The 19,979-nt window shown below is 59.4% G+C and carries 18 protein-coding genes; 4 read left to right on the forward strand and 14 right to left on the reverse strand.

The features are described from left to right. Positions 1-323 precede the first annotated feature (323 nt). On the reverse strand, positions 324-2,072 hold the full coding sequence (locus tag M0808_RS20015) for a phosphoethanolamine transferase CptA (protein WP_135295891.1): 1,749 nt from the start codon (positions 2,070-2,072) through the stop codon (positions 324-326). 199 nt (positions 2,073-2,271) lie between these two features. Next, on the reverse strand, positions 2,272-2,454 hold the full coding sequence (locus tag M0808_RS20020) for a DUF6026 family protein (protein ID WP_007964649.1): 183 nt from the start codon (positions 2,452-2,454) through the stop codon (positions 2,272-2,274). Between the two features lie 274 nt (positions 2,455-2,728). Between M0808_RS20020 and gnd the strand changes: the two genes are divergently transcribed. Genes gnd through M0808_RS20035 form a run of 3 tightly spaced genes read left to right on the forward strand, consistent with a single transcriptional unit; the run spans position 2,729 to position 6,035 of the window. Further along, positions 2,729-3,709, forward strand: a complete 981-nt coding sequence (gene gnd / locus M0808_RS20025; RefSeq protein ID WP_098964149.1) for a phosphogluconate dehydrogenase (NAD(+)-dependent, decarboxylating) — start codon at positions 2,729-2,731, stop codon at positions 3,707-3,709. Then, positions 3,706-5,229 (forward strand): glucose-6-phosphate dehydrogenase, encoded by a 1,524-nt coding sequence (zwf, locus tag M0808_RS20030; protein ID WP_047598529.1) that lies wholly within the window; start codon positions 3,706-3,708, stop codon positions 5,227-5,229. Before gnd ends, zwf begins: the two co-directional genes overlap by 4 nt. Next, on the forward strand, positions 5,226-6,035 hold the full coding sequence (locus M0808_RS20035) for an HAD family hydrolase (RefSeq protein ID WP_096796547.1): 810 nt from the start codon (positions 5,226-5,228) through the stop codon (positions 6,033-6,035). The genes zwf and M0808_RS20035 overlap by 4 nt, the downstream gene beginning before the upstream one ends. Before the next feature lie 532 nt (positions 6,036-6,567). On the opposite strand, the gene nhaB is transcribed toward M0808_RS20035, so the two are convergent. From nhaB to M0808_RS20050, 3 genes are all read right to left on the reverse strand, one after another. Then, a complete protein-coding gene (gene nhaB / locus M0808_RS20040; protein ID WP_096796548.1) occupies positions 6,568-8,070 on the reverse strand; it encodes a sodium/proton antiporter NhaB in 1,503 nt (500 codons plus the stop codon). Between the two features lie 67 nt (positions 8,071-8,137). Further along, positions 8,138-9,427, reverse strand: coding sequence for a hypothetical protein (locus M0808_RS20045; RefSeq protein ID WP_247842219.1), 1,290 nt, complete (start codon positions 9,425-9,427; stop codon positions 8,138-8,140). A 278-nt stretch (positions 9,428-9,705) separates the two neighbouring features. Beyond that, the gene (locus tag M0808_RS20050; RefSeq protein ID WP_003225374.1) at positions 9,706-9,972 is read right to left on the reverse strand and encodes a hypothetical protein; all 267 of its coding nucleotides are present in this window, start codon (positions 9,970-9,972) and stop codon (positions 9,706-9,708) included. Between the two features lie 346 nt (positions 9,973-10,318). Between M0808_RS20050 and M0808_RS20055 the strand changes: the two genes are divergently transcribed. Beyond that, the gene (locus tag M0808_RS20055) at positions 10,319-11,644 is read left to right on the forward strand and encodes a sigma-54 dependent transcriptional regulator (RefSeq protein WP_098964146.1); all 1,326 of its coding nucleotides are present in this window, start codon (positions 10,319-10,321) and stop codon (positions 11,642-11,644) included. 86 nt (positions 11,645-11,730) lie between these two features. Here the strand turns inward: M0808_RS20055 and M0808_RS20060 are convergent, their stop codons facing one another. The 9 genes from M0808_RS20060 to M0808_RS20100 all read right to left on the reverse strand — a co-directional run bounded on the left by M0808_RS20060 (position 11,731) and on the right by M0808_RS20100 (position 19,979). Continuing rightward, entirely contained in the window at positions 11,731-13,053 is a 1,323-nt protein-coding gene (locus M0808_RS20060) for a hypothetical protein (RefSeq protein WP_098964145.1), read from the reverse strand. Between the two features lie 45 nt (positions 13,054-13,098). Next, positions 13,099-13,845, reverse strand: coding sequence for a hypothetical protein (locus M0808_RS20065; protein WP_027612700.1), 747 nt, complete (start codon positions 13,843-13,845; stop codon positions 13,099-13,101). Between the two features lie 44 nt (positions 13,846-13,889). Then, positions 13,890-14,570, reverse strand: a complete 681-nt coding sequence (locus M0808_RS20070) for a C39 family peptidase (RefSeq protein ID WP_007964629.1) — start codon at positions 14,568-14,570, stop codon at positions 13,890-13,892. A 63-nt stretch (positions 14,571-14,633) separates the two neighbouring features. Further along, the gene (locus M0808_RS20075; protein ID WP_098964144.1) at positions 14,634-15,632 is read right to left on the reverse strand and encodes a heme utilization protein; all 999 of its coding nucleotides are present in this window, start codon (positions 15,630-15,632) and stop codon (positions 14,634-14,636) included. Positions 15,633-15,705: 73 nt separating this feature from the next. Next, positions 15,706-16,278: an adhesin gene (locus M0808_RS20080; RefSeq protein ID WP_098964143.1), complete on the reverse strand. Its 573-nt coding sequence runs from the start codon at positions 16,276-16,278 to the stop codon at positions 15,706-15,708. 1 nt (position 16,279) lies between these two features. Next, entirely contained in the window at positions 16,280-16,729 is a 450-nt protein-coding gene (locus M0808_RS20085) for a hypothetical protein (RefSeq protein ID WP_098964142.1), read from the reverse strand. A 335-nt stretch (positions 16,730-17,064) separates the two neighbouring features. Next, positions 17,065-17,589 carry an AAA family ATPase gene (locus M0808_RS20090; RefSeq protein WP_027612704.1) on the reverse strand — a complete coding sequence of 175 codons (525 nt, stop codon included), beginning with the start codon at positions 17,587-17,589 and terminating at the stop codon, positions 17,065-17,067. Further along, the gene (gene pnuC / locus M0808_RS20095) at positions 17,586-18,149 is read right to left on the reverse strand and encodes a nicotinamide riboside transporter PnuC (protein ID WP_098964140.1); all 564 of its coding nucleotides are present in this window, start codon (positions 18,147-18,149) and stop codon (positions 17,586-17,588) included. The genes M0808_RS20090 and pnuC overlap by 4 nt, the downstream gene beginning before the upstream one ends. Positions 18,150-18,344: 195 nt before the next feature. Beyond that, the gene (locus M0808_RS20100; RefSeq protein ID WP_247842220.1) at positions 18,345-19,979 is read right to left on the reverse strand and encodes a methyl-accepting chemotaxis protein; all 1,635 of its coding nucleotides are present in this window, start codon (positions 19,977-19,979) and stop codon (positions 18,345-18,347) included.

The raw sequence follows: 19,979 nt of genomic DNA on the forward strand, positions 1-19,979 counted from the left end.
GCGAAGGGTGTGAAAGCACCCAAGTGAACGCATCCACAAACGCCCCGACTTGTTCGGGGCGTTTGTTTTTGTGCTGGTACAATCCTTGATTCTGGTGGTGCAATTTACTGGCGCCCTGTGAGCGCGCTGGCTGCTCTTGCAGGGAGGAGGGTACGTGCGAGCATGCTGGCTGCTCCGATTTCCCTCAGGCGGTACAGTAGAGCCCCATAAAGCGGGCTACCTGACCGCCCAAAACGAAAAAAGCTCCGTATCTTGCGATACGGAGCTTTTTCTTTATGCGTTACACCGGTTGCGATCTCTCGAAACCGATGCCTTCCGAGCGGTTACTGCTGCACGACATTCGCTGCGGCAGGGTCGACCTTTTTCGGCTTCATCAGGCTGAAGTCGATCAAGGCGCGCTGCTCGCGTTCGTACGGGTTGCCGATCATCAGCGGACGCGGTTTGAAGCTGTCGCTGACCAGACTCTTGCTGCGGTCCAGTTCATCGAAACTCAAACCGGCCATGTCCGCCCAGGTGTGGATCAGGTGCGAGCTGCTGTACGGCCGGCCCAGGTCGGCGGCGAAGTTCCAGTCGTGGTTCTCGCGCCATTTCGGCGACGCCCAGGCCATGAACGGAATGGTGTACATCGGCGCGGTCGGTTTGTTCTCGTTACGGCCGAGGGTGTTGTGGCCGGCGGAGTCGAACACGTCTTCACCGTGGTCGGAGAGGTACAGCAAGAAACCGTTCGGATCGGACTTGGCGTAGTCCTTGATCAGGCTGGACACCACGAAATCGTTGTACAGCACGGCGTTGTCGTAGCTGTTGTAGGTCGGCACCTGATCGTCACGTACGCCGGCCGGCACGCCGGTACGGTCCTGGAACTTGTCGAAGGTCGGCGGATAGCGGTACTGGTAGCTCATGTGAGTACCGAGCAAGTGCACGACGATCAGCTTGCGCTGCGCCGGGTCGGTCAGCGCCTTGTTGAACGGCTCGATCACGTCACCGTCGTACTGCGCGGCGTTCTGGTTGCGGTTGTTGTTCAGGTACACCTGCTCGTCGGCCTGCTCGGAGAAGGTCGTGAGCATGGTGTTGCGCTTGGTCATGGTCTGCTGGTTGGTGATCCAGAAGGTCTTGTAACCGGCCTGTTTCATCATGCTGACCAGCGACGGCGTGGACAGGTACAGATCAGGGTTCTCTTCGTCGGCGAAGGTCAGGACCTGCTGCAGCGCTTCAATGGTGTAAGGGCGCGGGGTGATGACGTTGTCGAACACCGCGAGCTGATCCTTGAGCTTGTCCAGTTCCGGCGTGGTCTTGCGTCCATAGCCGTACAGGCTCATGCGCTGACGGTTGGTCGACTCGCCGATCACCAGCACCAGTGTCGATGGTTTATCGGCATCGGTCACCTTGAGGTTATGCAGCGGCGGCACTTTGCTGGTGCTGTGCAGCATGTCCTGCATGCCGGCCAGGGTGTCGAGGTAACGGTGGTAAGCCACCGCCATCTGCCAAGGCACGGCTGGCTCGATGCGGTCTTCGAACTTCTCGAAACCGCCGGCGAAACTGCCGGTACGTTGGGTCTGTTTGATCAGCGGGTAGCCGACTACGGCGAAAACGATCGCGATCGCAGCCACGAACGCGCGGCCTCGGGGCATGTACACCGGGCGCAGGCGGGTCCACAGGAAATAGGCGAAAGCGGTATGGGCGAGGAACGCCGGGATCATCCACCAGGCAAAGTACTGGGTCATGTATTCGCCGGCTTCAGAGATGTTCGACTCGAACATGATGAAGATGACGCTTTGCGAGAATTCCTGCTGATAGATGAAGAAATAACCCAGGCTGGCCATTGAGCAGGCCCACAGGACGATACCGATCAGCGCGGCCAGCAGTTTGGTGCGTTTGGGAAACGCCAGCATCGGGGCGAGCCACAGCGCGCTCATCACGAAGGCCTGACGGAAACCGCTGAAACCGGAGGTGCCGGTCAGCTGAATCAACAGTTGGGTGATGCCCGAGAAATACCAGAAGAAAGCGAACAGCCAGAGAACCCCGGCCCAGTCGAAACCTGTCGCAGTCGTTTTGCTGCGTTTGAACAATGCCATTCAGCACTCCAGCTCATCGTCACAAACCACCGTCGGAGCGCTACATCAAACCGACGAACGGAAGCCGCGCGCAAACGCACGGCCAGAATGGGCCGGAGTATCACCAAGGCAGTGTGAAAACTTCGTTAGTTGCCGATCAGGGGCAGGGGAGCATCATGTCGGGAACGACAGGCGCCGTTCCCGAAGCTGGCGGGGCAGGTCAGGCGTGCGGATGGCGCTGGACCACCGGCAGAGGTTTGGGCTGAGCGCCCTGGGTCAGCGAGCGCAGCTGCGCCAGCTCCTGCTTCAACTGGTCGCGCTCGTCTTTCAACTGGCGCAATTCATCGCGACGGATCGTGACGTACAGGGTTTGTGGCGGCATTGCTGTGTGTACTGTGCCCATTGCTCACCTCGCAAATGGCGTGTCTCAACTGCAAATCGTCCCCGCGTCGGGGCTACTGACTTGCTATCGGCGCCAATTTTGATTTCTTTTGCCCGTGAATGGAACTTTTTTATTTTTCATGGTCGGTGTGTCTTCGGCAGGATTCGGGGCGTTATCACTCTGGATCGGGCACAATGCCCGGAAACTTCATCGCAACGCTCTGGACTAACCTCCATCAGTCGCGTTGGGCTATAACCAATGACACACATTTATTTGTAGTAAGGAGCATCAGCACATGCAACTCGGGATTATTGGACTGGGCCGCATGGGCGGCAATATTGCGCGACGTCTGATGCTCAACGGTCACACCACCGTTGTTTACGACCGCAATACCGCTTTCATCGATAACCTGGTCGCCGAGGGCTCCACCGGCGTTGCCGACCTGCCCGCTCTGGTGGCAGGCCTGGCCAAGCCACGTGCCGTATGGGTCATGTTGCCGGCCGGCGCGCCGACCGAAGACACCATCAACACTCTGAGCGACTTGCTGGAAGCCGGTGACACCATCATCGATGGCGGCAACACCAACTATAAGGATGACATTCGTCGGGCGAAAACCCTGGCCGAGAAGGGCCTGCACTACATCGACGTCGGTACCTCCGGCGGCGTCTGGGGCCTGGAGCGCGGCTACTGCATGATGATCGGCGGCGACGCCGAGACCGTGAACCGTCTGGACCCACTGTTCGCAGCGCTGGCGCCGGGCATGGGCAACATTCCGCGCACCAGGGATCGCAAATCCGAGGATCACCGCGCCGAGCACGGCTACATCCACGCCGGTCCTGCCGGTGCCGGGCACTTCGTGAAGATGATTCACAACGGCATCGAGTACGGCATGATGGCCGCGTTCGCCGAAGGCTTCGACATCCTCAAGACCAAGTCCAGCGAGCGTCTGCCGGAAGATCAGCGTTTCGACCTGAACGTGGCCGACATCGCCGAAGTCTGGCGTCGTGGCAGCGTGGTCTCGTCCTGGCTGCTCGACCTGACCGCCGACGCACTGGCCAGCGATCCGAAACTCGACGGCTTCTCCGGTTCGGTGGCTGACAGCGGCGAAGGTCAATGGACCATCGAAGCGGCCATGGAGCAGGCGGTGCCGGTTCCGGTGCTGTCCAACTCGCTGTTCTCGCGCTACCGCTCGCGCGGTCAGGGCACTTTTGGCGACAAGATTCTCTCGGCCCAGCGCTTCGGCTTCGGCGGCCACGTGGAGACACCGAAGAAATGACCCATACGATCCGCAGAAAATCCAAGGCAGAACCCGCACCACCGACCACGCTGTTTTTGTTCGGTGCCCACGGCGACCTGGTCAAGCGCTTGCTGATGCCGGCGCTGTACAACCTCAGTCGCGACGGCTTGCTGGACGAAAATCTGCGGATCGTCGGCGTTGATCACAACGCCATTACCGATGAAGCCTTCGCGCAAAAACTCGAAGACTTCATCCGTACCGAAGTGGCGGCGAAAGTCGGCAAGGGCGATCAGATGCTTGATCCGGCCTTGTGGGCCAAGCTCGCCAAAGGCATCAGCTACGTCCAGGGCGACTTCCTGGACGACAGCACTTATTCCGCGCTGGCGGCAAAAATTGCCGACAGCGGCACTGGCAATGCGGTGTTCTACCTGGCCACCGCGCCACGTTTCTTCAGTGAAGTGGTACGCCGTCTCGGCGCCGCCAAGTTGTTGGAGGAAACCCCGGAAGCATTCAGAAGGGTGGTCATCGAGAAGCCGTTCGGCTCCGATCTGCAAACTGCCGAAGCGTTGAACGCCTGCCTGCTCAAGGTCATGTCCGAGAAACAGATCTATCGGATCGACCATTACCTGGGCAAGGAAACCGTGCAGAACATTCTGGTCAGCCGGTTCTCCAACAGCCTGTTCGAAGCATTCTGGAACAACCATTACATCGACCACGTGCAAATCACCGCGGCGGAAACCGTCGGCGTCGAAACCCGTGGCAGTTTTTACGAGCACACCGGTGCGCTGCGTGACATGGTGCCCAATCACCTGTTCCAGCTGCTGGCAATGGTCGCCATGGAACCGCCGGCCGCGTTCGGCGCTGATGCGGTGCGCGGCGAGAAGGCCAAAGTGGTCGGCGCGATCCGTCCATGGAGCGTTGAAGAGGCGCGAGCCAACTCGGTACGCGGTCAATACCGCGCCGGTGAAGTCGATGGTAAAGCGTTGAATGGCTATCGCCAGGAAGCCAACGTGGCGCCTGACAGCAACACCGAAACCTACGTCGCGCTGAAAGTCATGATCGACAACTGGCGCTGGGTCGGCGTGCCGTTCTACCTGCGTACCGGCAAGCGCATGAGCGTGCGCGATACCGAGATCGTCATCTGCTTCAAACCGGCGCCGTACGCGCAGTTCCGGGATACCGAGGTCGACGAGTTGCAGCCGACCTATCTGCGTATTCAGATCCAGCCTAACGAAGGCATGTGGTTCGACCTGCTGGCCAAACGGCCGGGGCCGGCGTTGAACATGGCCAACATCGAGCTGGGTTTTGCCTACAAGGATTTCTTCGAGATGCAGCCGTCCACCGGCTACGAAACGCTGATCTACGACTGCCTGACCGGCGACCAGACGCTGTTCCAGCGCGCCGACAACATCGAGAACGGCTGGCGCGCGGTGCAGCCCTTCCTCGATGCCTGGCAACAGGATGCGAGTGTGCAGACTTACGCTGCCGGGGAAGACGGCCCGCAAGCCGCCAATGATCTGCTGACTCGCGATGGTCGCGTCTGGCATGGTCTGGGATGAGTGAATCGATCCGCTTTTTATTGAGTGACATGGACGGCACGCTGCTGCTGCCCGATCACAGTCTGAGCCAGCGCACCATTGACGCCGTTCGTTCGCTGCGCGAGGCCGGCGTGTTGTTCAGTCTGGCGACCGGACGCCCGCCCAAGGCCATGTTGCAGCAGATCGAAGCCTTGGGTGTCGATCTGCCGACCGCCGCCTTTAATGGCGGCACCATCGTCAATCCGGATGGCAGTCTGTTGGTGGCGCATTACCTGCCGGTGCCGACCGCGCTGATTGCTCTGGCGTTGTTCGCTGACCAACCGGATGTGGAGATCTGGGTGTTCAGCGGTGGCGACTGGTTGCTCAAGGATCCGCACGGGCCGATGGTGCCGCGCGAACAGCACGGCCTCGGTTATCCGCCGGTGGTGGTCGAGAGTTTCGAGCCGTACCTGGAGCGCATCGACAAAATCGTCGCCACCAGTAACAACACCGATCTGCTGATCGAGCTTGAGGCGCGCCTGTTAGCCAAAGTCAGCGGCATGGCTCAGGTTTCGCGTTCGCAACCGGTGTACCTGGACGTGACGGCGCTGGAGGCCAACAAGGGCACCGCACTGGCAACCATTGCCGCGCACCTCGATATCCCGCTGGCGCAGACCGCCGCGATTGGCGATGGCGGCAACGACCCGGCGATGTTCCATTGCGCGGGATTGTCGATTGCCATGGGGCAGGCGGAAGAGGCGGTGAAGCGCCAGGCTGACGTGGTCACCGCGCCAAACACCGACGACGGCGTGGCGCAGGCGATCGAGAAGTACATCCTCGGTCGCTGATTCACCCGGAAACAAACTGTGGGAGCGAGCTTGCTCGCGAATGCGGTGCATCAGTCAACACATCAAGTGCCTGATACTCAGCATTCGCGAGCAAGCCCGCTCCCACAGTTTTAATCGCGTGTAGTCAGAGCTATTGGCTGAGCGCCTGCCAATGTGGGAGTGAGCCTGCTCATACCGGTTGATCGAGAGTTGCCAGCGCCATTGGCTCACCGCCCTGACAATGTGGGAGCGAGCTTGCTCGCGAATGCGGTGCATCAGTCAACACATCAAGTGCCTGACACTCAGCATTCGCGAGCAAGCCCGCCCCCACAGTTTTAATCGCGTGTAGTCAGAGCCATTGGCTGAGCGCCTGCCAATGTGGGAGTGAGCCTGCTCATACCGGTTGATCGAGAGTTGCCAGCGCCATTGGCTCACCGCCCTGACAATGTGGGAGCGAGCTTGCTCGCGAATGCGGTGCATCAGTCAATACATCAAGTGCCTGACACTCAGCATTCGCGAGCAAGCCCGCTCCCACAGTTTTAATCGCATGTTGTCAGAGCCAGTAACTTACCGCATACCAGCCGAGCAACCCCATCACTACGGTGTACGGCAACGCCATCCACACCATCCGCCCGTACGACAGGCGCACCAGCGGCGCAATCGCCGAGGTCAGCAGGAACAGGAACGCCGCCTGACCATTGGGCGTCGCCACGCTTGGCAGATTGGTACCGGTGTTGATCGCGATCGCCAGGGTCTCGAAATGCTCGCGGCTCATGTGCCCGGACAGGAAAGCCTGTTTCACTTCGGTGATGTAGATCGTGGCGACGAACACGTTATCGCTGATCGCCGAGAGCAGGCCGTTGGCAATGAACAGCATGCCCGGCTGTTGCTCCGCCGGCAGCGCCAGCACCCACTGGATCAGCGGCGCGAACAGTTGTTGATCGTGAATCACCGCGACCACGGCGAAAAACACCACCAGCAATGCAGTGAACGGCATGGCGTCCTTGAACGCGCTGCCCAGACGATGCTCGTCGGTGATGCCGGTGAACGCGGTGATCAGCACGATCACCATCAGGCCGATCAGCCCGACCTCCGCGACGTGAAACGCCAGGCAACCAATCAGGATCAATGCGGCAGCGCCTTGCACCAGCAGGGCGGCACGCTGACGCGGGGTGCGTTCGGCGTTGTCTTCGGCGGCGTAATTGGCCAGCACGGCGCGGACGTTGTCCGGCAGCAGGGTGCCGTAGCCAAACCAGCGCAGTTTTTCCAGCAGCACGCAGGTCACCAGACCCGCCGCCAGCACCGGCAACGAAACCGGCGCGACTTTCTGGAAAAACTCTGCGAAGTGCCAGCCCATTTCATGACCGATCAGCAGATTCTGCGGCTCACCCACCAGGGTGCAGACACCGCCGAGTGCGGTGCCGACCGCGCCGTGCATCAGCAGGCTGCGCAGGAATGCGCGGAATTGCTCCAGGTCTTCATGGTGCAGGGCCGGCAGATGGCGGTCGTCGCTGAATTCGCTGTCCTGACGCGGATCATTGCCCGAGGCCACGCGGTGGTAGACCGAATAGAAGCCGACCGCCGCGCTGATGATCACCGCGGTTACGGTCAAGGCATCGAGAAACGCCGACAAAAAAGCTGAGAGAAAGCAGAACATCAGCGCCAGCAGCGCCTTGGAGCGCACGCCCAGCAGCAACCGTGAGAACAGAAACAGCAGCAGATCCTTCATGAAGTAGATGCCCGCGACCATGAACATCAGCAGCAGGATCACCGGGAAGTTGTGCACCAGTTCATCGTACAGGGCCTGTGGTGAGGTCATCTTCAGCAGCAGGGCTTCGATCAGCAACAAACCACCGGGCATCAATGGATAGCACTTGAGGGCCATGGCCAGGGTGAAAATGAATTCGATCACCAGCAGCCAGCCGGCGGCGACCGGGCCGACAGTGAACAGCACCACGGCGTTGAGGATCAGGAACCCTACGATGCACGCCTTGTACCAGCGGGGCGAGTGCCCGAGAAAATTATGCGCGAACGCCTGGGCCAGTGAACCGGACATCGGTTGCTCCTTGTATTAAGAAGCGCGCAAGTTGCCGCAAGTGCCTGGCAAGTTCAAGTCTGGAGAGTTATTGATTCAGATAGCGCGCGACCATGGCACGGTAGTTGCCGTCGAGCGAGTAGCCGCCGACAAGAATTTTCCGGTCTGGCTGGATCGCGAGAGAATTGGCGGTATCCAGGCTGCGGCCCAGGCGCGTGCGCAACCAGCCGTGGCCGTTGCCGAAGCTTCGGTCGAGATGGCCATCAGCTTTATAGCGAGCAACGATGAAGTCGGCCTCGACGCCGCCGATCGTTGCACCCACCGCCATGATCCGACCGTCCGCCATGCGTTGCGCGGCGCTCCACTGGCAACCACTGGGACCGATTTCCAGCAGATGCGGGTGGCCAGTGTCGTTGCGCCAGTCCGGGCGGCCATTAGGGTGCAGGCTCAGCGCCAGGCAGCGGATCGGATCGCGACTGCTGCCAAAACAGTGCAGATGTTCCTTTGACTCGATGACCTGACAGACCATCGCGCTTTTGCCGTTGGCTTTGAAAGCCAGGAAGCCATCCACCGCGAAGCGCTCATCAAGACGCCCGTCAGGCAGGTAGCGCGCCACCAGCCCCTCCTGGGGAAAATCAATTGAGCCGGCGACAAGGATCCGCCCGTCCTTCTGCAATACGAGGCTGCTGAGCCACGTGTTGAGCAGCAAATGTCGAATCATCACGAAACCGCGGCCATTGAAGCTTGCATCGAGCGTCCCGTCTGGCGTCAGGCGGATCAGCATTCCGGCATGGTCGGCGAGTTCGAAATGGTGATTGGCGATCAGCAGAATATGCCCGTCTTCCTGCACGGCGATGTCACAGGCTTCAGCACCCGGTACGCCGGGAGGCAGCCAGCAATCGCGGGAACCGATGGACAGGTCGCCGGGCAGGCGCACTACTTTGCAGCCATTTTCACCAAAGCTCAGGTCGGGGATACCCTCGGTGCTGAACAGGGCAAGGGCGGGCAGGGTGCGATGGGCATTTTGATAATGCAGCCCGGCCAGCAGGATTCGTCCGTCGGGCAATACCTGGACCTTGCCACCGGTGGCCTCAAAACCGCGTTCGAACTCGCCAATCACGCTGCCATGCTGGCCGAAAGCGAGGTCGGCCGAACCGTCCGCGAGTAGGCGTGCCAGACCGAAACGACTGCCTTGAGCAGTGCCGACCTTGGCGGCGACCAGCACGCGCCCCTGTCGATCCAGTGCGACACCCTGAGTCATGCTGGAAACACTGCCGGCGAAATACACTTGGGCAACGCCAGTATTGGCAAATTGTTTGTCGAGTTGCCCGGAACTGTTGAGTAGTGCCGGGCGCGCAAAGGCGTTCTCGGGTGACATGCATGCCTCTCCTTGCAAGTTGACCAGGCCCGAATGGGCGGTAACTGCATGAGCGGAACATTCAATCCCTGAATACACGCAAGTTCAACTGACAGAACTAACAGGTGGAGGGTCGCACTGTGCCATAACAGTGTCTTTTTGAACCAAACGAAAGCCTGCCAAGCAGTGGCGCCTGGCAGGTTGAAGAAAGTTGTACAGAAGTATTGAAGATAAACAGCAGCGGATAACTAACAAAGAAAAGAGCGGATGACGTGAAAGTCATCCGCATCAGCCTCTGATCAATGTGGCATCGACCACGATTGCAGCAGGTAACCTTCTTTGCTCAATTCGGCGCGGGCCTGTTGCAACAGCAGTTCCAGTTGCGCTGGATCGGAGTAGGCGCTGCTCGGAATCTGCTGGCGACCGATGTGCGAGTTGGTACGATCAATGACGGTCAGGTTCAGTTCGCCATTGCCGTCTTGAGGGGCCCAGGCCACGCACTGAAAGGGTTTGAACGCGTGGTTGGCAATCAAAAGAGCTTCGTTGATACGGAGCGGGGCGGTCATTGGGGTCTTCTCTCTGTCGTGCCCAATCAAGTGATGTGCCGTCGGTTGGGCTTACCGTTCGGCTGGTTACTTGTACTGATGCACGCAACCCCGTGGCAGGTCACACACGAAACAAAGAAATTTCAACTTAATTGCTCAGGCTCAACATTCCGAACGTTTTTGAAAGCCTGGTGAAAGATAGCAACTCGATAGCTGACTAATAAACTTGCTTCTTATAACTCGTTAGCTTGTACACCTATAAGCAATCGATACAAGGCCCTGTCAATTTCTTGCTAATGTTACAGTCGGGTCTGCCAAATGACTGTTTTTACAATAATTTCCTTAAATTTGGCGCCAAGGAACAGTCATGATCGAAGCGCCAGCGTTACGACGTTTATTGGTAGTCGACCCTTGTGACGACTGCCATCGCCTGTTACCCGGATTGCGCGCGGTGGGCTGGGATGTCGACAGTTGTACCCTGGAAAATGCCGCCGATCGGACATGCGATGTCGGGCTGCTGCGACTGCAACCTTTTCACCTTGAACGTCCCGAAGCGGTCAAGGAACTGATCAGCCGTAGCGGCACAGAGTGGATCGCAGTGTTGAACCAGGAAGTCCTGCGGTTGCAGAACGTCGGTGACTTCGTCTGCGAATGGTTTTTCGATTTCCACACCTTGCCGTTCGATGTCTCACGGGTTCAGGTGACCCTGGGCCGCGCGTTCGGCATGGCGCGTTTGCGCGGGCAAGGCACGATTCACGTCGACCAGCCTGAACACGAGTTACTCGGCGACAGCAAGCCGATCCGCGAACTGCGCAAATTATTGAGCAAACTGGCACCGACCGAATCCCCGGTACTGATCCGCGGTGAAAGCGGCACCGGTAAAGAACTGGTGGCGCGCACGCTGCACCGCCAGTCCCAGCGCCACAGCAAGCCGTTTGTGGCGATCAATTGCGGGGCGATTCCCGAACACTTGATTCAGTCCGAACTGTTCGGCCACGAAAAAGGCGCTTTCACCGGTGCGCATCAGCGCAAGGTCGGGCGCATCGAGGCCGCGAATGGTGGCACGCTGTTTCTTGATGAAATCGGCGATCTGCCGCTGGAATTGCAGGCCAATCTGCTGCGTTTTCTGCAGGAGAAACACATCGAGCGCGTGGGTGGCAGTCAGCCGATCCCGGTTGATGTGCGCGTGCTGGCGGCCACCCACGTCGACCTCGAAGCGGCGATCGAGAAAAAGCGTTTTCGCGAAGACCTGTATTACCGCCTCAATGTGCTGCAAGTGGTGACCGCGCCATTGCGCGAGCGCCACGGTGATCTGTCGATGCTGGCCAACCATTTCTCGCATTTCTACAGCCACGAAACCGGCCGCCGCCCGCGCAGCTTCAGTGAGGATGCGTTGATCGCCATGGGCAAGCACGACTGGCCAGGCAACGTTCGAGAACTGGCCAACCGAGTGCGACGGGGTCTGGTTCTGGCGGAAGGCCGACAGATCGAAGCCCGGGACCTGGGATTGCTCAGTCAGCACACGATTTCGACGCCGATGGGTACGCTGGAAGACTACAAGACGCGCGCCGAACGCCAGGCGCTGTGCGATGTGTTGAACCGCCACAGCGACAACCTTAGTGTGGCGGCGAAAGTACTGGGCGTGTCGCGGCCGACGTTTTATCGCCTGCTGCACAAACACCAGATTCGCTAGAGACCAAAGCCCAAAAGATCGCAGCCTGCGGCAACTCTTACAGGGATTAACCCTGTAGGAGATGCCGCAGGCCGCGATCTTTTGCTTTAGAAGTAGTACGGGAATTTCAGGCTGAAGGAAAAGTCGGGGGCATCCGGGGTCATGCCGATCGACAGGTTGGGCACGATAGTCAGGTTGTCCGTGGCGGCAATGGTCATGCCGACGTTGAAGTAGCCTGCGTTGGCGTCACTGGACACCACCGATTGCCAATCCCCGCCATCGGGTTTGAGTTTGCTCCTGCGTTGCACCAGATCAGACATCGAAAACGACATACTCATCTTTTCGTTCAGTGCAAACGCAATACCGGCGCCGATCTGGAAGCTGTCGCCAATGCTGACCTTGCCCGGGGTTTTCTGGTTGACGGTCGAGCTGATGTCGTCGAACGACTCCTCCAGGTTGTGGGTGTAGGACAAGCTGCCGAACAGCACTGCCGGGTCGAACGTCTTGACCAGCGAAACCCCGGGTGTGATCGACCAGACACCGTTACCGGTTGGCAGTGTGTCAGGCACGAACAGGTTGGAGTTGGCGTCGGTCTGGCGCAGTTTGATGCCGAACGGATCCTTGCCGGTTGGCGCCTTGACCCGCAGGGTGACCACGGCGTCCGGCGTGTTGACCGACTCGTCGAGGAACTTGTACGCGATGCCGAAGTTGACGTCGCCGATGGTCGGATCACGCGAAACATCCTGTTCCGTCGTGACGTTGGACGCACCACCGTTGCCGCCACCGGACTGGTAGGTCGATTCGCGGTAAACCACCGGCACGTTCACGTCGAACTGCCAACGGTTGTCGAAGTTGTAGCGCCCGGTCAGGTCCAGCGTCCAGGTGTCGGCCTTGATCCGGTCGAGGTTGATGTTGCCCAGAAAGATCGAGTCCAGCGCGAGGAAGCCGTTGAGGATCAGCTGTCGGGTGTCGTAACGCGAGTAGGTCACGCCGGTTTCAAAGCTGAATTTACCGCCGCCGAAGAAGCCGCTGGCTTCGTCGTAGAGGTTGGACACACTCTGTGCCGGTTGCGAATCGTCGGCCAGCGACTGGCCGTAAGAAGCGCCACTGCCCCCGGCGGCGCCCCCCGACGCTGCTGCCGCGCCAACTCCGGGAGCCCCGGTACCGGTCGCGACTTTTGGATTGCCTTTCATGTCAGACGGCGACTTGGCCAGCCGTTTGGGTTGCGGGGCTGCCGGTTGATCTTCGACCTGACGGACCCGTTGTTCGAGCACCGCCAGGGCCTTTTGTTGCACTTCGTATCGTTGCTTCAGCTCCAGAAGTTCCTGTTTCAGGGTCTCCACATCTGCGTCGGGTGCTGCTTGCAGCATCGCCGCGGGTAGAAGAGTACTCAGACATACAGCGGCACGCAGTGATACTGATCGATACATGAATAAGCCGTCCCTTTAAGCCCAATGATCGAGACTCAGCGTAGTTCAATATCCGATATTGCGTAGTGCCCTGAGTTGAGTCAGGTTGCAGTCCAGTGCGCCGGGGCTGATGCCGTTATTGTTAAGCACAACATTGAGTTGGGTCATGTTGTTGACCACGTTGGCGCTGCCGAGCAGGCGGGTGTTCTGCAGCAGGCCACCCTGGGCCACTTGTTGCAGGGCGGTGCCTTGATTGCCCGAGGCCTGAATGGCCATTTGCACGCCACTGTTGGTGGCGGAAACGGCGACACTGCCAGCGGCATTGCTGGCCCCGATAGTCTGCCCGGCCATCAGGGCCTGGCCTTGTGCGGGTGCCAGCGGCGGAGGGGTGTTGGCTTCTTTTACATTGATGGCCACATTGTTGCTGGCGGTGTTGCCGTCGCCGGCGGCGCGTACGCTTTGGGTCACGCCCTGGCTGCTGTTGAGTGCCGCGCCACCAATGACATTGCCAGTGCCCGGAGTCGGGGTGCTGCCGTTGCCCTGTTCCTTGATGGTCGAGACATAGAATTCCGGTTTGATCGTGGCGGCCTGGATTTGCATCGACGTCGCAGCGCCGATCAGATCACCGCTGGCGTTGCGCCAGGTACTGCTCATGACAATGCCGAAGCTGATGATCCGCCCCGGCATGACATAACGACCGCGAAGCTGGGACAGCTCCTGATCCTGAACTTCGATGGGTTTGAATCCTGCATTGGCATAGCCTGACGCGCTCGCTGCCAGGCAGGCGGCGGCCAGCCAGTATGAGGTTTTCATCTGCTGCTCCCGGGACATCCAGCCCCATTCTTTATAATCGGCGATTAAAAGAAGTCGCTCTGTATGAACCCGAAGTCCATCAATTCGGCATCTCTGACAGGGTTGAAGTTATCCAGCTTGTTCTTCGCGGTCAGCGGGGTCGGCGGCATGCGCAATGCATTGGTTTTGTCATAACCGGGGCCGACGATGGCGAAGACGATGCCGTTCCAACCTTTGACAAAGTCATCATGGGCGTAGCGTTTATGGCCTAAGACTGGATCTCCGATATAAACCCAATCCTTGTCCGAACGCTGCAGCACCACGAAATGCTTGTAGCCGCGAATTTCCATCAGTACCACCACCGGGATTGTTACGTCGTCGAGTTTTTCCGGTGGAATCTTGTAGCCCCTGGCGCGCATGCCGATGCTTTCTATGTAGCGTTTCATGTCCAGCATGGAGAAACCTTGAGTACGCACAAGGTCCTGGTCAGCGTTGACCAGCATGCCTTTGATGATGTGCTCTTCATCGACGTCGAGCCAATAAGCCTGGCGCAGTACCGTGGCCAGTGCGGCGGCGCCGCAGCTGAAATCGGTTTTTTGTTCGACGATGTCGGCAAACTTGCGTTCACGAATGCTTTGCACGTTCTTGTAGACGAGTACGCCGCCGGGCAGGGCAGCGACGGGCATCTGGGCAGCCTGGGTCAGGCCGGACAGGCAAAGCAGGGCGATAAAGGCAGTCTTACGCATGATCGATACGCCTTTGCGGACTGAGGAAAAGCCCCGTTTCCGGGGCTTTCGTTTCGATCGCGATTACATGCAGGCTTTGCAACCTGCAGCGATGGACAGCGAGTTGCTTTGTTGGTTGCCAACACCGGCAGCGTTGTTGAAGCCACCGTTACCCGACCAGTTGTTGCCTACGTTGGTCATGCTGGCGTTGTTGGTAACTGGGTTTTTCCAGCCGTCTGGGGTCAGCACTTGTTGCGTGGTTACACCAGCAAGACCGAAGGCACCCACAGCTTCGAAGGTGGCTTTCTGATCTTTGCTGCCGCCATTGCCGCCATGGCCTTTGTCGTCGTTGCCATAACCGCCACCGCCGTGGCTATCACCTTTGATGGTAGCTTCGCCCACGGCGCCGAATACGCCGACGGCGGCGACAGTGCCAGTGAGGGTGTCTTTTTTGTAGGTCTGAGTGCCGTTGTTGCCGACTTGCAGACCGGTAGTGCTTTGGTTGGCAGCAGCAGCGGCTTGCGCTACACGACCACCGGACACCGCGATTGCCAGGTTGTTTTTCTGTTGGTTGAAGTTGCCGGCAGCGTTGTTCACGCCAATGTTACCCGAGCCACTGTTGCCGACGTTGTTCATGCCGGCGTTGTTGGTGCTGGAGTAGTTGCCAACGGTGTTGTTGCTGTTGACTTGAGTGGCGCTGGAAGCGGACACCGCAGAGCCGAAGATGAAGCTTTCGTCAGCGGTGGCCAGAGCCGCGGCGTTGTCTTGCTGGTTGCCGTCACCGGCCACGTTGTTGGCCCCGATGTTGCCGTTGGCGCCGTTAAGCGAGCCACTGATGCCGGCGTTGTTCTGGGTGCCCTGGTTCAGGACGGTGTTACCGCCGTTGTTTTGCACGTCGAGCACTGCAGCACCGGCACCTGCGCCGATTTGCAGCAGTTCTTCCAGGGTAGGGCCTTTTGGTGGAGGAGGGTTGTGACCGTGACCACCGTTGTTACCATGATCATTGCCGCCTGCTTGAGCCGCCATTGCCATTACTGCTGCAAGTGCGAAAACCAGTGGTTTGAGAGCCATTGTAGTTTTCATGGTGTTTCTCCATCGTGCTTATTAGTTGGTTAAGTGTTGGTACTTTCTAATTGCACTGCTTTTGTTGTTTGGGTCAGTCAGCGACCCGGATGCTCAGGGTGTTAGCCATACGGTTCCCCACCCCGGCACTCTGGTTCACCTGAATCACCCCTCGGCTGCCGGTGAAGGCCTGATCACTTGTCGTGACCTGGCGACTGCCGGGTGAGGTGCCAGTTGCTCCTGAGCTCGGTAAAAGCGCCACGTTCTGTTGCGACAGGGCGCTGTCGTCAACGCTTTGCGGGGCAGCACTGATGCTGACGCGCGTCACGTTGGCCATCTGGTTGTTGGCACCGGCGCCCTGGTTCACGCCCAGGATCCCGTTGCCATTACTGAAAGAGGTGCCGCCAATGGTGGCGCTGGCGTTCATCGACGGGTTGGCAGGGGTATCCAGCTTTTGCCTGACGATGGTGGTGGCACTGGCATTGGTGCCAATGGCGATCGCTTTGGTGTTGGTCTGTTGCATCTGGTCGCCGGCGGCCTGGTTGACATTGAAGTTGCCGCGGTACTGCACACCGGTATCCTGGATGTCTGCGTTGTTCACGGAACTCGGATCGGCCATGACGCTGGCACAGCTGAAGAGGGCAAGCAGCAGAAGGGAACGATTCATCTCATTGACCTCCAGCCATGCGAGTCAGCGGCGCCAGACCGGTGCTCAGCGAGCGATTGATCGTGTTGGAGATCGTGCCGCCACCGCCGCCGCCGTGACCGGCACTCATGCCAGGCAGGCCGTTGGGGTTGGTCAACACATTCATGCCGGGCATGTCCGAGTTCGGCGTGATCATGTTGCTGCGGATCGAAGCGCCGCTGGCGACACTGGCAAAGTCGCCATCACTGAGTTCGGTGCTGGTCATCGCTTGATGGATTCGATCGGAAGGGTTGGCGTTGACCGTGGTTGGATACGGGTCTTTGCCACCGCTGCGCCCGATTGCAATAGGCTGGACGTCGCGGTTGAGAACGATCACGCCATTGCCTTCGGCCTGAACGTTGAAACTGATGAATGTGCTGGCGGCTGATCCAATCAGCAGAAGGCAGGTCAGGCCTTTATTGATATTCCCCACGGCGGCAATTCCTTCTTCAGTGGGCTGGCTCTTGTCAGCGTTGGGAAGGAGAGAGCGAAAGCTGTGCCGCTTTTGAGTTGTCTATTGTTTTCAACGGGTTGGCGCTGCGGCACGCAATCTTGATACATAACCTGTTTCAGCGCTGAAACAGTCATGTCGACAGCGGCGGGGGCATGGGCGGTGCAAAGCTCTGGAACAAGGGTTTGCCGGGGACTGTTTCACCGGCGTAACAGATACCCTGACAGAATGATGAAGGCCATTTAAACGGCTGCTTTGCGCGGGGGTGGGTGTTTCAAGAATGGACACTTGGGCTCCGAAAGGAGCTGTTTGCCAGGTCAATCAGCCATTAAACGCGCCACGGCTTCGAAAGCCTGAGACCGCCGCTCATCCCAATCGCCCTGAATGATCTGCAGCGGTTGCCGTTGTTGTTCCAGCCAGTCGCGAGTGGCCTGAAAGAACGCCATGCGTTCGCTGAGTTGCGGCTGGCAGCGTTGGCCGTCGTCGGTCCAGTCGATCTGCTCCGGCGACAACAGCAGATGCAGGTCGTAATGCCGGGCCAGCAGCTCGGGTTCCAGCCACGCCGGGCAGTCGCCAAACAGGGTCTGGCTCCAGAGGATGTTGCTCAGCAAATGGGTATCGAGAATCAGCAATTGCGGTTGCTGCGCCCGTGCCTGATCCTCCCATTGCAACTGCCCACGGGCAATAGCGGGGATGTCGTTGAGGCAGGTATCGCGTGGATTCTGCTCGATGAACCAGCGCACGTATTCGTCCACCCGCAGGCCGCCGAAGCGCGCCTGAAGGCCAGCGGCCAGCCAGCTCTTGCCGGTGGATTCCGGGCCGGTGAGGACAACTACCTTCATCGCTGCAACGCCGGATCGGCGCGCCATTCGCGCCAGCCTTGCACAGCAATCAGGGTGAACAGGGCATACAGCGCGGCGGTGAGGTACAGACCCTTGTACAGGAACAGACCGACGAAAATCACATCCAGCACGAACCACAGCGCCCAGCATTGCAGGCGTTTCTGCGCCATCCACAATTGCGCAACCAGGCTGAACGCCGTCAGCGCGGCATCGAGCCACGGCTGCGCCGCGTCGGTCCAGTGCGCCATGGCCGCACCCAGCAGCAGGCTGCCGAGGGCGCCTACGCTCAGGCCGAGCAGTATCGAGCGCTGATCCAGGCGCGTGACTTCACGGCCGTCATGCATCGTCCCGGCGCGGGTCCACTGCCACCAGCCGTAGACTTGCAGCGCGGCGTAAATCACTTGCAGCAACATGTCCGAGTACAGCTTCACGTCATAGAAAATCCAGCTGTACAGCAACACCATGACCAGGCCGATCGGCCAGCACCACGGATTCTGTTTGACCGTCAGCCAGACGGCGATCACACCGAGGGCGGCGGCAAACAGTTCAAGCCCGGACATGGGGGTTCCTTGGGGGAATTGACGAGGGAGCGGATTGTACCCAAAAACCTGTGGGAGCGAGCCTTGCCGATTTTGACGGGGCACCTGGTCCACCTGTGGGAGCGAGCTTGCTCGCGAAAGCGTTTTATCAGTAACGACTCTATCGACTGACACCAAGCCTTCGCGAGCAAGCTCGCTCCCACAGAGGGGGTTAGGTCAGACGCGGAACTGGCGCAGAAGCTGGTTCAGCTGTTCACTCAATTGCCCCAACTTCACGCTCGCCGCACTCGACTGCTCCGCCGCCAGCGCCGTACTGTGCGACAGACCGGCGGCCTGCGTGACGTTCTGATTGATGTCCTCGACCACATGCGCCTGTTGCAGCGTGGCGCTGGCAATCGAGGCGTTCAGGCCATTGAGATTGCGCAGGGCCTGGCCGATGGCATTCAAGCTCGCGCCGGCCAATCCCGCCTGTTCGATGGTCAGTTGCGAGGCCTTGCTGCTGTCGCCAATGACTTTCACCGCTGCTTCGGAATGATTCTGCAGGCGTTCGATCATGCTTTGAATTTCCGCGGTCGACTTTTGCGTGCGCTGCGCCAGCAACCGTACTTCATCAGCCACCACCGCAAAGCCCCGGCCCTGTTCCCCGGCGCGGGCCGCTTCGATGGCCGCGTTGAGCGCCAGCAGGTTGGTTTGCTCGGCAATCGAGCGGATCACTTCCAGCACACTGCCGATCTGCGTACTTTCGGCCGCCAGGGTGCGAATCACTTCGACCGCTTGGTCAATGGTTCCGGACAACTTGTCGATCTGTTGCAGACTGCCGTCGATGTTGATCTGGCCCTGCTGCGCCTGAGCTTCGGCATCGCGCATTTCAGCGGCAGCATGTTCGGCGTTCTTCGCCACATCCTGCACGCCGTAGGTCACTTCGTTGATTGCGGTTGCGACCAGTTCCATCTGCTGCGATTGCTGTTGGCTGCGCTGCTGGGCCTGAGTCGCATCGTTGCCCAGTTCGCTGGACGACTGACCCAGCGCACTGGCCGAAACCTGCAGGTCACCGATGACCCGGCGCAACTTGGCGGTGAAGGCGTTGAAGTGATGCGCCAGTTGCGTGACTTCGTCCTGACCGTGGGTGTCGAGGCTACGGGTCAGGTCGCTCTCGCCGCTGGCGATGTTGGCCATGGCGTTCACGGTTTCCTGTAACGGACGGACGATGCTGCGGGCAATCAAAATCACCAGCAGGGCCATGATCACGGCGATCACCAAACCAATCACCGAAGCCTTGATTAACTGCCCCCGGAACTCGCTCTGCACATCATCGACGTAAACGCCCGAACCGAGCACCCAGCCCCACGGCTCGAACAATTTTACATAGGAGGTTTTCGCCACCGGTTCGCTGGCACCGGGCTTGGGCCAGCGGTAATCGACCATGCCGGCGCCTTTGCTTTTGGCGATCGCGACCATTTCATTGAACACCGCGAAACCGTCCGGGTCGCGGATCGACGAGAGGTTCTGGCCTTCGAGTTTGGGGTTGGTCGGGTGCATGACCATCACGGGGGTGAGGTCGTTGATCCAGAAGTAATCGCTCTGGTCGTAGCGCAGGCCGCGAATGGCGGTCAGCGCTTGCTTCTGTGCGGCGTCGCGGGTGAGGGTGCCAGCGGTTTCCAGGTCGTGGTAATAGGTCAGCAGGCCGCTGGCGGTCTGCACCACATGCTGGGTTTTCTGCGCTTTGGCGTGGTACAGGTCATCGTGGATCTGCTTGAGCATCAACACGCCCAAGGTCAACAACATGACCACCGCCACAATCAAAATGAGCCACAAGCGTCGGCTGATCGACACACTGCGCAAGCTGTTCAT

The sequence above is a fragment of the Pseudomonas sp. MWU12-3103b genome (genome assembly GCF_023100615.1).
GTDB lineage: Bacteria > Pseudomonadota > Gammaproteobacteria > Pseudomonadales > Pseudomonadaceae > Aquipseudomonas > Aquipseudomonas putida_A.

Coding starts and splice junctions, on each gene's coding strand:
- zwf (WP_047598529.1), top strand. CDS start 3,706: ATGACCCATACGATCCGCAGAAAATCCAAGGCAGAACCCGCACCACCG.
- M0808_RS20050 (WP_003225374.1), bottom strand. CDS start 9,972: ATGACCGCCCCGCTCCGTATCAACGAAGCTCTTTTGATTGCCAACCAC.
- M0808_RS20090 (WP_027612704.1), bottom strand. CDS start 17,589: ATGAAGGTAGTTGTCCTCACCGGCCCGGAATCCACCGGCAAGAGCTGG.
- M0808_RS20060 (WP_098964145.1), bottom strand. CDS start 13,053: ATGTATCGATCAGTATCACTGCGTGCCGCTGTATGTCTGAGTACTCTT.
- nhaB (WP_096796548.1), bottom strand. CDS start 8,070: ATGTCCGGTTCACTGGCCCAGGCGTTCGCGCATAATTTTCTCGGGCAC.
- M0808_RS20075 (WP_098964144.1), bottom strand. CDS start 15,632: ATGAAAACTACAATGGCTCTCAAACCACTGGTTTTCGCACTTGCAGCA.
- M0808_RS20080 (WP_098964143.1), bottom strand. CDS start 16,278: ATGAATCGTTCCCTTCTGCTGCTTGCCCTCTTCAGCTGTGCCAGCGTC.
- gnd (WP_098964149.1), top strand. CDS start 2,729: ATGCAACTCGGGATTATTGGACTGGGCCGCATGGGCGGCAATATTGCG.
- M0808_RS20065 (WP_027612700.1), bottom strand. CDS start 13,845: ATGAAAACCTCATACTGGCTGGCCGCCGCCTGCCTGGCAGCGAGCGCG.
- M0808_RS20100 (WP_247842220.1), bottom strand. CDS start 19,979: ATGAACAGCTTGCGCAGTGTGTCGATCAGCCGACGCTTGTGGCTCATT.
- pnuC (WP_098964140.1), bottom strand. CDS start 18,149: ATGTCCGGGCTTGAACTGTTTGCCGCCGCCCTCGGTGTGATCGCCGTC.
- M0808_RS20015 (WP_135295891.1), bottom strand. CDS start 2,072: ATGGCATTGTTCAAACGCAGCAAAACGACTGCGACAGGTTTCGACTGG.
- M0808_RS20045 (WP_247842219.1), bottom strand. CDS start 9,427: ATGTCACCCGAGAACGCCTTTGCGCGCCCGGCACTACTCAACAGTTCC.
- M0808_RS20055 (WP_098964146.1), top strand. CDS start 10,319: ATGATCGAAGCGCCAGCGTTACGACGTTTATTGGTAGTCGACCCTTGT.
- M0808_RS20035 (WP_096796547.1), top strand. CDS start 5,226: ATGAGTGAATCGATCCGCTTTTTATTGAGTGACATGGACGGCACGCTG.
- M0808_RS20020 (WP_007964649.1), bottom strand. CDS start 2,454: ATGGGCACAGTACACACAGCAATGCCGCCACAAACCCTGTACGTCACG.
- M0808_RS20070 (WP_007964629.1), bottom strand. CDS start 14,570: ATGCGTAAGACTGCCTTTATCGCCCTGCTTTGCCTGTCCGGCCTGACC.